We start from the raw sequence: 12,860 nt of genomic DNA on the forward strand, positions 1-12,860 counted from the left end.
CCCCCCCCCCCCCCCCCCCCTCGCGCGAGGTTGACCGTCTACTGCGGCTGCGTCGCGATCTGGATCAGGTTGCCGCAGGTGTCGTCGAGGACGGCGGTGGTGACGGGGCCCATCTCCACGGGCTCCTGGGTGAAGCGGACACCGAGGCCGCGCAGGCGCTCGTACTCCGCCTCCACGTCATCGACGGCGAATTGGGCGAGCGGGATGCCGTCCTCGACGAGCGCGTCGCGGTAGGTCTTGGCGGCCGGGTGGGCGGCGGGTTCCAGCAGGAGTTCGGTGCCGTCGGGCGCCTCGGGGGAGACGACGGTCAGCCACCGGTCCGTCTCGCCCACCGGGACGTCGTGCTTCTTCACGAAGCCGAGAATCTCGGTGTAGAAGTGCTCGGCCGTGGCCTGGTCGTCGACGAAGACGCTGGTCAGATGGATCTTCATGGGGTGCTCTTCTCCTGTCCGGATCTGTCGGGAACTGGCCATCGCTCGGCTATCTGCCGCAGCGGGGCAGTGTTCAGGTCGTGGAACTTGTGGCGGCCCTCCCGCCTGGTTTCGACGAGCCCGGCGGCCTCCAGCACGGCGAGGTGCTGGGAGACCCCCTGGCGCGAGATGCCGAGCTGATGCTTCATGCTCAGCCGCGAACAGATCTCGAACAGTGTCTGCCCGGACTTCTCGGTGAGCTCGTCGAGGATGGTCCGGCGGGTGGGGTCGGCCAAGGCTTTGAAAAGGTCATCGGCCACGGCCACAGAATAGGCAAGTGTTTACTTGCCTATCAAGTCGAAGCGCTCGACGGCGTCGGGGGAGGCGGTGACGAGCTGGACGGGGGCGCGCCTTCGGCCGAGGGCTGCCGGGCGGACGTCTATGCCCTACGGCGCCAGTACCCAGCCCTGATGCTCTGCGGGGAATTCCTCGCCCTGCGGTGGGGGCGCCCGACTCTCCGCGCCGCCTCACGTCCCACCTTCGCCCATGGTGGCTTTCGCGGCCAGTTGTCTCCCCGCTGACCGGCGGTGAGTGGGGAATCGGGGCCGTCGAGAGGAGGGCTTTCCCGCCTGTATGCGAGCCCCGTCGGCTATTGCTTGACGGAGGCGGGGCGCCGTCGTCGTCCCGTGGCGTGGCGGGGCGCGAGGTACCAGATGGCCAGCGCGCCGAGAGCGAAGCCGATCCCGATGGCCGCCCACACAGCTGGGTTCTCCTCCCCCCCCGCATGCGTTGGTCGCTCGGTATGCCGATGGAGCCGAAAGAGGCGGCCGTTGCGGTCAGGGGTCAGGGATCAGGCAGGCCAGAGTGGGGAACGCCGCGCAGCCGGGAATTGCCACGCCGATGCAGCGAACCCACTGCCGCCGTTGCAGCGCGGCCGAGGCCAGAGCCCAGCAGAGAATGCCGTTGCCGCAGAACGCGCCGAAGGCGACGCCGGCGCCCGGTCCGAGAGCGGCCGCCCAACGTCACAGGGGATCCCCCCCCACGAAGACCGAGGCGGCTCCACCGAGGGCGACGATCCAGGCCAGCTTCGTGGCGTGACATGCGGACATTTTGGTTATGAAGGGCATCGTGGCAAGGGTGTGGCACGGGGGTGGATGTCTCCCCAGCCCCTGGAGTGGGGGCGCGTCCGCGGGCCGAGCGTGGTGCGCTGCCGGGGGCGCGTCAGCGGGAGGGTCCGATTCCCCAGGCGGCGGCTCGGGCGGCGGCGGCCGCGCGGTTGGGGAGGTCGAGCTTGGCGAGGATGTGCTCGATGTGCGTGCCTACGGTGCGCGGTGTGATGTAGAGCCGCGCGGCGATCTCCCGGTTGGTGCTGCCCGTGGTCAGTTCGGCCAGCACCTGGAGCTCCCGTGGTGAGAGTCCGCCGGGCCGCCGCGCGTCCGGATGCCGCGAGTCCAGGTGCCGAGTGTCCGGGTACAGCGAGTCCAGGTGCCGCGCGTCCGAGACGGGTTCGGCCGCGGCGGTCTTCTCGGGCGGTGGGCCTGCCCGGTGGTCGACGGCCGCGGCGAGGGACTCCGTGAGCAGGGTGACCACGGCGCGCGCCGGATCGGGCGCGCGCCGCGGCCGGCGGGTACTGACGTTCAGCATGCCGACGTACCGGCCGTCGGCGGCGAACAGGCACTGGGCCACGCCGCCCTCGATGCCGAGGGGTGACAGTACGTCCTGGAAGCCCGGGGACTCTGCCAGGAGCTGCCGGGGGGCGTCCGTGAGCCAGAGACCGCCCCGGGCCGGGCTGTGGAGCACGGGGAACACCGGGTCGTCGTGGAGGCGGGTCTCGATATAGGCCGTGGCGTCGTCCGGGTAGCTCCCGGCCAGGGTGGTGTGGCGTCGGCGTACCGGATCCCACCGGGTCAGCGAGGCGTGGTCGTACTCCATCACCTCCGACAGCGCCGTCAGGACCGGGCCAAGGCCGGTCGCGCCGCTCGTGGCGTTCCTGGCGGCCTCACGGACGTGGACGGCCGCGTCCAGGATGTCCGCCGTACTCCGCTCCGCTGCCATCCTCCAAGGATGATCATGCGGCCGGAGTACGTCAATCGCGCAGGGCGTCGTGCACGACCTGCCCGTCCACGACGGTGAGGACGACGGGCATCGTGGGGATGTCGTGGGGATCGGCGGTGAGCAGGTCCCCGTCGAGCACGCAGAGATCGGCGACCTTGCCTGGCTCCAGGGAGCCCTTCCAGTCGTCGGCGAAGTCCTGCCAGGCTGCGTCGATCGTGTACGTACGGATCGCCTCGGCCAGGCAGATGCGCTGCTCGGGGCCGCTGATGCGGCCGGCGGCCTTCGACTCGCGCAGCACCATGGTGGCGACGCCCTGGCGCCAGTCCGGGTGCGTGACGGGGGCGTCGGACCCGCTGGCGACCCGTACGCCGGCGTCGATGGCATCGCGGTAGGGCCATGCGTACGCGGCCCGCTCGGCGCCGACGAAGTCCTCCTCCATGTCGGCGACGGTCCACTTGATGGTGGGGTTCATGTTGGCGCCGAAGCCGTGCGCGGCCAGTACCTTCATGCTGTGCGCGGTGAGGAAGTCGCCGTGGATGATGTAGTGGCGGGCGTCGGGCCGCGGGTGCTTGGCCATGGCCGCGGCGAAGGCGTCCGCGACGGTGTCGCAGGCCCGGTCGCCGGTGACATGGACGCCCAGTTGGTGCCCGGCCGCGTGGGCATGCCGGACGATGGCGTCGATCTCGGCGATCCGCTCGGCGTCGGTCTCGCCGCCGACGCACAGCGAGCCGCAGCCGCCGCCGACGTACGGCTCGTGCATCCAGGACGTCTTGTTGGGGACGATGCCGTCGGCGAAGATCTTGACCCCGTGGATCGCGAGGCGCCGCGGATCGGCGTCGCCCAATTCGCCGAGGGCGGCGAGGGTACGGGCGAACTCCTCGGCGGTGCTCGCCATTCCGGTGGGCAGGACCAGGACGCCCAGGCGGGCGGTCAGTTCGCCGTCGGCCAGCAGCTGGCGGTAGACGTCGAGGGTCTCGGCGCCGAGCGCGCCGCGCATGATGCCGTCGCCGCCGGGGCCGAGTCCGGGCTCGGTGTAGCTGGTGATGCCGAGGCGGGCGAGGGTGGCGAGGGCCGACCTGATCGCGTCGGTCCGCTCCTGCCGGCTGAGCGGCGGCAGCGCGTTCTGGATGAGGGCCTGAGCCCCCTCGTGGAGCAGCCCGGTCGGCTCCCCGGCGTCGTCGGCGACGATGGCCCCGCCGGGCGGCGCGAGAGTGTGCCGGTCGATCCCGATGAGCTCCAGCGCCTTGGAGTTGACCCAGGTGGCGTGCCCGGAGAAGGAGTACAGGACGACCGGGTGGTCCGGGCTCACGGCGTCGAGATCGTGCCGCGAGGGCACCCGCGACGGGTCGGATACGCACTCGTCGAGGTACCCGGTGTCCCAGCCGTGCCCCGTGATCCACTGCCCGTCCGGAGTACGCCCGACGGCCTCTCGTACCGCCTCGGCCACGTCCGCGAGGGAAGCCACGGCGGGATGGCTGAGGTCGAGGGAGAGCGGCGGCGTCGACATGCCGAAGGCGCATCCGTGCAGATGGGAATCGTTGATTCCGGGAAGCAGGGTCGCTCCCCGCAGGTCGACGACGCGGGTGTCGGGCCCGACGAACGGCGCGACGTCCTCCCGCCCGCCGACGGCAGTGATGACCCCGCCGGTCACCGCCAGGGCCGAGGCGACGGAGAACTCCGCATCGACCGTGACCACCTGGCCACCGACAAACACCAGATCCGCATACGTATCCACAGCAGGGTCCTTTCAAAAGCCGGGCGCGCCACGGCCGCCCGCAAACGATCTCCCGAGGACTATGGCCGCGCCCCCGCTCTCCGCACATCGGTCATCTCACCGATGCGCGCTTTCGCGGTGGCGGGCTGACGCCGCGTGGTCGGGATGGTGGCGGGCTGCCGGCTGCCGGCTGCCGGCTGCCGGCTGCGGGCTGCGGGCTGCGGGCCTGCGGGTCTCGGGTCGCGCATCCCCGGTCATCGCCCCGGCAGCGAGGGGCGACAACTGAGGCCACCCGGTCGCCGGTGCCGATGAGAGGCCGAAGCCGTACCGGTCTTCTGCTGTGCCCGTTCTGTGACGTGATCGGCACCGGCCCACGACCCGCACACCGTTAGCGTCGGACCCATGATCGTATGGCTCAACGGTACCCACGGCGCGGGCAAGACGACGACCAGTGCACTCGTGCAGCAACTCCTCCCGGAGTCACGGGTGTTCGACGCCGAGAAGGTCGGCGAGACGCTCATGGACATCACGCCCGGGCTGCCGGAGACGGACAACTTCCAGCACTGGCCGCCGTGGCGGCCGCTCGTCGTCGAGACCGCCCGCCGCGTACTCGACTACACCGGCGGCACTTTGGTGATGCCCATGACCGTCCTGGTCGAGCAGTACTGGCGCGAGATCAGTGCGGGCCTCGCCCAACACGCCATTCCTGTACGGCACTTCGTCCTCCACGCCGACCAGGACACCCTCCGCAGGCGCATCGAGGGAGACACCGTTCTCGGCCCCTCCCCGTTCCGTTTCAAATACCTCGAGCCCTACGCCGAGGCCGCCCGCACGTGGCTGCACAGCGAGGCCGAGGTCGTCGACACCACGCACCTCACCCCCGCCCAGGCCGCCCTGCAGATCGCAGAGGCCGTCAAGGGCTGAGATTCGATCCGCCCGCCACGCGCTTCCCGGCTCAGCGCAAGGTGCGGACGAATACGTCGCCGATCAGGTTTGTGTCGTCGGGGACCAGGCCGGGGTGGTAGGAGTCGAAGACGGCCGTTGACTCGTCTGCGCTCAGTGCCGCTCTGCCTACGGTGACGGGCTTGCCGTCCTGGCCCGGTGCGAGCAACTCCTCGTGGCCGGTGCGCAGATCGCGCAGGATCAGGCCCAGTGACCTGCGGTCCGCGTCGGCCGTGTTGAGCAGCAGCTTCGAGCCGTCCACCGACAGGTCCGACACCAGGGTGAGGTCGGTGGGGGAGTGGCCGTCGTAGCGCTGGAGGGTGCCGGTGCGCAGGTCGCGGACGAAGGCGTTCCAGGACGTGCTGGTGTTGCCGTTGGGGTCGCCGCCGGGGACCAGGTTGGTGGCCACCGAGTTGAAGCCGACCTTGGAGCCGTCGGCGCTCAGCACTGGAGAGAGCGCCGACCTGTCGGCCGGTGCACCGTCATGGGTGGTATCGGCCTGCACGGCCTGTCCGGTCACCCGGTCGTACACCAGGATGTCGCCCCGATCGTCGTCGCCCGGCCCCGAAGAGCCCTGCAGATAGGCGACCTTGCGGCCGTCGGAACTCATCGAGACCTGCTCGCACTGGTAGAGGTCCTTCGCGCCGTCGGAGGGCCGGCCGACGCGCTGCACCTGCTGTGTCCAGCGGTCCAGGAGCATGAGCCGGCAGGCGTACAAGCCGGGCTCGTTGGCGCTGGACCGGGCAGCGAAGGCGACGTACCTGCCGTTCGCGCTGATCGGGGCGGTCCCGAACGATACGCGGTAGTCCGCGTCCAGTGCGGGCGCCAGGCGTTCGGTGCGCCCGGTGCTCAGGTCCATCACGTGTACGGAGTACTTATGGGACGTGGCCGACCATGAGTTGAAGGTCAAGTGGCGACCCGACTGGGACAGCTGAGGTTCCGACGTCGACTCGCCCGGCACCACCACCCGCTGCAGCGGCGCGCCGGGAGCCGTTCGATAGAAGACGCTGGTGCCGGTTTCCGTGCCGGGCACCAGGTTGGTCGCCGCAGACATGAAGGCCACGACGCGTCCGTCCCCGCTGACCACCGGATCCCCCGAGTGGTTGTTCCCGCCGGTGCCGTCGGGAGCCACGCTGATGCGTTCGGTGCGGGGGACGTGGTCGCCGCTCGCCGCCCCGGCAGGTCCGGCGAGACAGGCGAGGGCGGCCGCCAGGACGGCGGTCATGGAGATGCGTAAGGAAGGTCTCATCGGGTGGGTCTCCCCTTCGGCCGGGGACGGCCGCAGTCGCCCCTGCGCCCCGTGCCCTCGGCTCTGCGCAGAGGACTCACGAGGACTCACGAGGACTCACGCGATGAAAGCGCGCCGCCTGCCACGGGTCAATGCATCCGTACACCAGCGGTCCGAATTCTGGCCGGGTGGCTCGGCCGGGCGCTCAGGGGCTTGCCAACGGCCGTGGCGAGCGCCTGAGCGATCGGTGACAGGACGGCCTGGTGCCGTAGCCGCTGATGGGCCCGGTCGTTGGGGCCGGGCCCATCGTGCGGTCAGCCCTGCGGCGGGGAGAAGAGGCCGAAGCGGTTGCCGCACGGGTCCGTCAGGCGGGCGAAGTTCAGGCCGTGGGTGGTGACGGCGGGGGCGTGGCCGACGGTCGCGCCGAGGGAGACGGCCTTGTCGGTGGTGGTGGGCACGTCGGTGGTCAGGAAGACGGGCATGGTGTGGTCCATCTCGCCGGCGTGCTGGCCGAGTTCGCGCAGACTGCCGCTCGGCTCGGGGGTGCCGGTGAAGATTCCGTCGTAGGTCTCGCCGGGGACGCTGGGGTCCGGCTCGTAGCGCCAGCCGAGGCCCTGGGCGTAGAAGGCGCGGGTTGCCTCGAGGTCGCGGGTGCCGATCTCGAACCAGCCCAGGGAGCCGGGCCGCGGCACGAACGAACGAGGATCCAGGAGATTGCTGCTGAGGACCAGCAGGCCGTACTCGCCGCAAGCGGTGAATGCGGCGCTGGCTCCTACCTGGACAACGCGGAGCGACTGCCCGACGCTCGTCGCTTCGGCGCGCTCTTCACCCTCGTGAAGAAGGTGCCCGGACGCGGCTTCGATGCCTGTGCCCTCTTCGATAACAACTCGACGTCGAAGAAGTGGATGAAACTGCAACTGTGCCCGAACAAGATTGGCGCCCCTTGCGACGTCGACCAGGGGTACTTCTTCGAGTACGCAGGGCCCGTGCGCGCTCAGGGTATGTGCGCGGAGGTCACCGCGATCATGCGGAACACCCAGGGGTCAGCGGCGATCATCGATCGCCGGTTCGCGATCATGTGTGACTGACATGCGACCAACCGTGGTACGCGGCGCAGCCGCATTGTTGGCGCCCCTCACCCTCATTGTGGTGGCGGGTTGCGCCGACCAGGACAGTGAACACAGGGCGCAGCGAACCCCGGTCGCGACGCCGACGGTTATCGACGGTTCCGCGTCGGCTTCTGCTGCTCCGTCCAGATACCCCGTCCCGTCCGGATCGCCTTCCGCCGGCGGTAGCAGTGCAGGGGGCAATGCGGGCACCGGAGCGAGCAGCCGCGACGCGGGGGAGCCGGACACCAGGCCACCGGTCAAACCCACCGGCACGGCCGAGGGTAGTGAGGCATTCGGCGCAGTGTCGGTGGAAAAAGGCGACGTGGCCGTCTTCGCCCCACGCCCCCGCAAGGGCGGATTCACTGTGCCGGTAAAAATCACCAACTCGGGCAGTGAACGCGCCCGGTACCGAGTGATCGTCCGCGTCACCGGGCCGGGTGGGTTCGATGCGAAGGCAGAAGTGAACACCGGTCTCTTCGGCCTCTACGCTCACACCTCCTTGCCCGCCGAACTGGTCATCGTCGACAAGGGCAAGCCGGTACCAGCGAAGCCGGTGGTGACCGTACAGACGCTTGAGCGCACCCCGATGTGAACCACCAGTCGCTTCTCCCCTGCCTCGGCCTTTTCGTGGCAGGGGAGAGCCAAGCTGGGCATGGCGCCCGGATACGTTACTCAGTGAGAAGTCGCGTCGTGCACTGCGGCAGATCGCAGTCTGCTCTTCCCCGCGACTGATGCGAAAGGTGTGGCTCCGGCCACCGGCATGGCCGTCCCAGGTGCTGGTGCAGCAGACTCCTCACCGAGGGGGCGGTGGGGGCGGTGACGTCCGGCGGATGCCCCATGAACTCAACAGTAGGGACGAGAAGCCAAGTTGACGAAGAGTACCCGCTCTTACTGAGCCTGGACTCGTGAAGTCATCGGGGTGAGTGAGAGGCCGACTTCCGGCGAGGCGGCCGCCAATGAGGGCACTGCGGTATCGGAGCGCGCTTCCTGCGCCGGACGGTCTGGACGAGGTGTTCAGGGGTAGCGAAAGCGATGTTGCTGAGCCAGCCGCGGCGTAGCAGCGACCAGATGCCCTCATCGGACTGGGATCCGGTGAGTCTGTTTGATGGACAGTCAGCCAACCTCGGACGGTGATCCGGGTTCGCGGCCGGGCGTCCGGGTGCACGTTCGTGCTGATGTCTCGGTGGACGGGCTTGGGGCCCACCGGGAATGGTGCTCCTGGAGAGCGCCAGCCGGGTACTGCGACGTGGACTGGGCCGTGTGCCGGACCGGTTGTGCCGCGGGCTCAGGGGTGGGCGGCACGTGACGTCTCGTCGACGTTGAGGGTGAAGACGTCGGGGCGAGCGTAGTGGCCGGTTGCGTCGAAGTCGAAGCGTGCGCGGGTCAGTTCGGCCGGATCGAGTTCGGCGGTGAGGATGCCCTCGTTGTCGCGCAGCGGGCCGGCGAGCACTTCCCCGAGCGGGGAGACGATCGTGCTCCCTCCCCCGATGAGGACCGTGTCCGGGGTGTCGCCTTGGACCGGGTGAACATCGGCGGGCAGGTCGGAGCGGAGCAGGTACTGATTGGCGCTGAGCACGAAGCAGCGGCCTTCGAGGGCGATGTGCCGCATCGTGGCCTGCCAGCTGTCGCGGTCGTCCACGGTGGGCGCGCACCAGATGTCGACGCCCTTGCCGTACATCGCTGTGCGAAATAGCGGCATGTAGTTCTCCCAGCAGATCGCGGCGCCGATGGCCACCGACCCCATCTGCACGACCGGCATGGTGGAGCCGTCGCCGCAGCCCCAGATCAGGCGCTCGGCCGCGGTGGGCATCAGCTTGCGGTGTTTGCCGAGGTAGCCCTGCGGGCCGAAGTACAGGGCCACGCAGTACAGCGTGGCACCCGCCCGCTCGACGGCGCCGACCACCACGTGCACGCCCACCTCGCGCGCAAGTGTGTGAAGGCCCTGCACTTCGGGGCCGGGAAGGTCGATCGCGGCGTCGAAGTAGCGTCGGAACAGCTCGCGGCCCTCGGCAGTGCGCCTGCCGACCGTTACGCCGAAGTCCAGGCCCTTGGGGTAGCCGCCGAGGAACGCCTCCGGCAGAACGACCAGTTCGGCGCCGCGTCCGGCGGCCTCACGGATCAGCTCCTCAGCCTTGGCGAGGTTCGCGGGGGTGTCGAAGAGGCGCGCGCCGGCCTGGGCCACGGCGCCGATCAGGGGTCGAGTGGGGGCACGCATGGCACCGACCCTACGAACCCCACATCCCCATGTGCAGCGAATAGTTGCACATGGCGGAGACTGGTTCCAGGTGGTTCGGTGTTTGGACTGGCCAGGGCATTGGAGCGGAGCGGCCTCGATGGGGTCGCGGGGGGGGGGGGGGGGAAATCAACTCCCCGATGAATCCCAGGCGTAGCTGAGGTTGCGTGGTTCGCTCGTGTGGTGGGGAACTGGCCGGGAATGGATTGGGCAGGTCAGGCTGGGTGCAGGTCACGCTCACGAGCCCCTCAACTACCGGTACCTCCGCGGTGGTGTCTTCACCTGCATCGTCACTGGTAAGCGCCAGGTGACGCCCTCGGACATCGAGGCACTCGCACCGGACCAGGCCCGACGAGACCTCCCAGGCGCCCGCTCATCGCCAGGCCGCTACCCGTCGGTGCTCTACCTCAGCGCCAGTCACGGCCCACGCCGAACCGAAATAGACACCGAAATCGACGCTGCGTACTCACTACGTACTGGCCAAAGTCTGCGGACAGCAAGCGAGGGGTGAACTCCCCTAGGAATGCGGGGAGGTGGGGTTGTGCCGGGGCCGCCAGGGGGAGGCGGCCCGCGGTGGGGGTGGTCAGTGGTTGTTGTTCAGCAGGTGGCTGATCTGCTCGTGCAGGTCGTGGGGGAGGCGGATGTTCCAGCGGTTGCATGCTTCGGTGGCCAGGTCCCTGGTCCAGTGCCAGCTGTTCGTCGCCGCTGTGCGTAGGCCGGGAAGCCGTGCGGCTGTGGTGGTGGCGGTGTAGCGGTCGCGGTCCGGCTTCGGGAGGTCTTGTTCCAGGGCCCGGCTGGGGGTGAGCCAGTGGGCGGTGGTGTTGCGCAGGAGGCGGCAGAGCTGGAGTTGCTGGGGTGCGATGACGGTGTGCAGCAGCGAGTGGGCGCGGGCGACTTCGCCGCGGGACAGGACGTGGGCGAGCATGAGCGTCCAGTTGGTCAGCTCGTAGGTGAGCTGCTGGGCGGTGGGGGCTGGCTCGGGCGGGCTGAACTGGGCGAGCTGGCGGGCGGCTTGGGTGAGTCGGCCGGTCCGGTCGAGCAGGACGGCCTTCTCGGGGGAGGGAAGGTGCACCATCCCCTTCCAGGCAGGGACTTCGTCGATGCCGGGACCGGCGGCGCAGATGTGGAATTCGCCGCGCATCAGGTCGTCGAAGACCACGGCGAGGATGTCGTACATGTTGGTGTACGCGAGCTGGAGCGGAGCGAGTTGTTCCACGAAGGCGGGACCGTCGAAGTGATCGACGTGTTCGTCCTGGATGTAGAGATACGCCTCGATGTCGGAGTGGGCATCGGCCTCGCCCAGCGTCCAGGAGCCGTACAGCAGGACGCCTTCCAGGCGGGGATCGGACTCGGCGAGCTGCTGCAGCCGCGTGATGCGGGCGTCCAGGGCAGGGCAGGCAGAGGGAGAGGGGGAGGACATGAGAATGGGTGTCTCCTGATTGAGTGTGCGGGCACGTTGGCGGAGCCCGGCGCCGGCCGGGCGATTGGCTGCGGACCGTGTCCGTCTGCTCAGGAGGCACCCATGGTGGGGATTTTACGCAATGGGGCTGGCTGGTGGGGCGGTGAGGGGGTGGTGATGCTGGCGGGCCCGTGAACTCATCGACAGGGACAGGATCTTGTCGATGCGTCAGTGACGCTGTTGGATGTCCGACACCCGTGCGACGCGAGCGCGCGGTTTCCGTCGAGTGCCGGAGGTTCGCCCATGGGCTTGCGCCGTACGCGCCGTACCACGCTGGTCGCTCTTCTGTCCGCCGTCGTACTGGCGGGAGGCCTGGCGCCCGCCGCGCAGGCCCGACCGGACGGGCCGCCCTCCGCCACCAGAACCGCGGCCGAAGCCACCGCGGACGGGGTGCCCCGCCTCACCGACGACCGCGGGCGTACGCTCACCCTGCGCGGCTGGAACGTCGAGGACAAGACGCACCGCGGTGCCGACGCGCTCAGCGCGATCACCGAACGGCACTTCGCCGACTTGCGGGCCCGCGGCTTCAACTTCGCCCGCCTGTTGGTCTTCTGGGACGACCTGGAGCCCAAGCACGGCCACTACAGCGAGGGCTATCTGGGCAAGATCCGGCGCATCCTGGACTGGGCGCACACCTACCGGATCCAGGTCGTGCTCGACGCCCATCAGGATGTGTTCGGGCCCGCGTTCGGCCATCGCGGCATCCCGGAGTGGGCCACCCGCACCGACGGCCTTCCCTTCAAGCCGCACCCCGAGGACTGGTTCGCCGAGTACTTCGAGCCCGCCGTCCAGCGCGCCTTCACCCACCTCTACGAGGACGCCGACCTGCGGGCCGCCCAGGCGCGTATGTGGCGCCTGCTGGCCGACCGCTTCGGGAAGCACCCGGCGGTGTTCGGCTACGACCTGATCAACGAGCCGATGGGGGAGCTGCGCAAGGGCGAGGACCTGCCCACGGCCGCCCGCCGCATCGAGTCCGAGCACCTCACCCCCATGTACAACCGCCTCGCGGACGCGATCCGCACCCGGGACCGCGCGAACCCGCTGTTCATCGAGCCGACGCCGATCGTCGGCGAGGGCGTGCCCACCGGCCTCGGCCGCATCGACGACCCGCGCGTCGTCTACTCCCCGCACTTCTACAACGCCGCCATGGAGGCGGGCGCCGACTACGACCCGGCGGCCCGCTGGATCGAGAGGTACGAGAGCGCCGTCACCGCGTATCCGCGCAAGCAGCGCATGCCCGTGGTGGTCGGGGAGTGGGGGCCGCTGAACAGCGGCCTGCCGAACATGCGCCGCTTCTACGGTGACGCGCTCGCCTCGCTGAACCGCTACTCCTCGGGCTGGGCGGGGTATGTGTGGTGTTACGGAGGCGGATACTGCGCCCTCGACGACAAGGGGCGCTTCCGTACGAACAAGGAACGCACCGCCACGCCGTACGCCCCCGCGATCGCGGGCACCGTGCGCGAGGAGTCCCACGACCCGGGCAGTGGGACGTACCGCCTGGCCTACCGGGCCTCGCGCCGCGGTCTCGCCACCGAGCTGTCCCTGCCGCCGAGCACCGGGGGATGGCGCATCGAGGTCTCGGGCCGCGGGGCGTGGGCCAGCTCCGGACATGTGCCCGCGGGACGGGATAGCAGGGTGTGGGTGGGGTCGGCGCGTGGGGCGGAGGTGAGCGTGATGGTGCGGCCCGTGCCCGGTCAAGGTCGGTAGCGG

12 protein-coding genes are annotated in these 12,860 nt (G+C 69.8%); 4 read left to right on the forward strand and 8 right to left on the reverse strand.

Annotated features, from left to right (window positions below; translation table 11 throughout):
• Positions 1 to 38 precede the first annotated feature (38 nt).
• The 4 genes from AC4IJH_RS13230 to AC4IJH_RS13245 form a co-directional block, all read right to left on the reverse strand.
• Positions 39 to 431: a VOC family protein gene (locus tag AC4IJH_RS13230; protein WP_490851839.1), complete on the reverse strand. Its 393-nt coding sequence runs from the start codon at positions 429 to 431 to the stop codon at positions 39 to 41.
• On the reverse strand, positions 428 to 730 hold the full coding sequence (locus AC4IJH_RS13235) for an ArsR/SmtB family transcription factor (protein ID WP_490851840.1): 303 nt from the start codon (positions 728 to 730) through the stop codon (positions 428 to 430). Before AC4IJH_RS13235 ends, AC4IJH_RS13230 begins: the two co-directional genes overlap by 4 nt.
• Before the next feature lie 901 nt (positions 731 to 1,631).
• Positions 1,632 to 2,465 carry a helix-turn-helix transcriptional regulator gene (locus AC4IJH_RS13240; protein WP_490851841.1) on the reverse strand — a complete coding sequence of 278 codons (834 nt, stop codon included), beginning with the start codon at positions 2,463 to 2,465 and terminating at the stop codon, positions 1,632 to 1,634.
• A gap of 31 nt (positions 2,466 to 2,496) precedes the next feature.
• Entirely contained in the window at positions 2,497 to 4,200 is a 1,704-nt protein-coding gene (locus AC4IJH_RS13245; RefSeq protein WP_490851842.1) for an amidohydrolase, read from the reverse strand.
• A gap of 381 nt (positions 4,201 to 4,581) precedes the next feature.
• Here AC4IJH_RS13245 and AC4IJH_RS13250 point away from each other — a divergent pair, with 381 nt between their 5' ends.
• Positions 4,582 to 5,103: an AAA family ATPase gene (locus AC4IJH_RS13250; RefSeq protein ID WP_490851843.1), complete on the forward strand. Its 522-nt coding sequence runs from the start codon at positions 4,582 to 4,584 to the stop codon at positions 5,101 to 5,103.
• Between the two features lie 31 nt (positions 5,104 to 5,134).
• On the opposite strand, the gene AC4IJH_RS13255 is transcribed toward AC4IJH_RS13250, so the two are convergent.
• Entirely contained in the window at positions 5,135 to 6,370 is a 1,236-nt protein-coding gene (locus tag AC4IJH_RS13255) for a hypothetical protein (RefSeq protein WP_490851844.1), read from the reverse strand.
• Positions 6,371 to 6,663: 293 nt separating this feature from the next.
• The gene (locus tag AC4IJH_RS13260; RefSeq protein ID WP_490851845.1) at positions 6,664 to 7,041 is read right to left on the reverse strand and encodes a VOC family protein; all 378 of its coding nucleotides are present in this window, start codon (positions 7,039 to 7,041) and stop codon (positions 6,664 to 6,666) included.
• A gap of 141 nt (positions 7,042 to 7,182) precedes the next feature.
• Between AC4IJH_RS13260 and AC4IJH_RS13265 the strand changes: the two genes are divergently transcribed.
• Together AC4IJH_RS13265 and AC4IJH_RS13270 are read left to right on the forward strand one after the other, a co-directional pair.
• Positions 7,183 to 7,437, forward strand: a complete 255-nt coding sequence (locus tag AC4IJH_RS13265) for a hypothetical protein (protein ID WP_490851846.1) — start codon at positions 7,183 to 7,185, stop codon at positions 7,435 to 7,437.
• A gap of 343 nt (positions 7,438 to 7,780) precedes the next feature.
• Entirely contained in the window at positions 7,781 to 8,050 is a 270-nt protein-coding gene (locus tag AC4IJH_RS13270; protein ID WP_490851847.1) for a hypothetical protein, read from the forward strand.
• A 693-nt stretch (positions 8,051 to 8,743) separates the two neighbouring features.
• On the opposite strand, the gene AC4IJH_RS13275 is transcribed toward AC4IJH_RS13270, so the two are convergent.
• Together AC4IJH_RS13275 and AC4IJH_RS13280 are read right to left on the reverse strand one after the other, a co-directional pair.
• Complete coding sequence (locus AC4IJH_RS13275) at positions 8,744 to 9,673, reverse strand: nitrilase-related carbon-nitrogen hydrolase (protein WP_490851848.1); 930 nt, start codon at positions 9,671 to 9,673, stop codon at positions 8,744 to 8,746.
• A gap of 601 nt (positions 9,674 to 10,274) precedes the next feature.
• On the reverse strand, positions 10,275 to 11,111 hold the full coding sequence (locus AC4IJH_RS13280; protein ID WP_490851849.1) for a nucleotidyltransferase domain-containing protein: 837 nt from the start codon (positions 11,109 to 11,111) through the stop codon (positions 10,275 to 10,277).
• A gap of 282 nt (positions 11,112 to 11,393) precedes the next feature.
• On the opposite strand from AC4IJH_RS13280, the gene AC4IJH_RS13285 reads away from it, so the two are divergent.
• Positions 11,394 to 12,857: a cellulase family glycosylhydrolase gene (locus AC4IJH_RS13285; protein WP_490851850.1), complete on the forward strand. Its 1,464-nt coding sequence runs from the start codon at positions 11,394 to 11,396 to the stop codon at positions 12,855 to 12,857.
• Positions 12,858 to 12,860 lie beyond the last annotated feature (3 nt).

It is taken from the genome of Streptomyces sp. UF-297, from assembly GCF_058245575.1.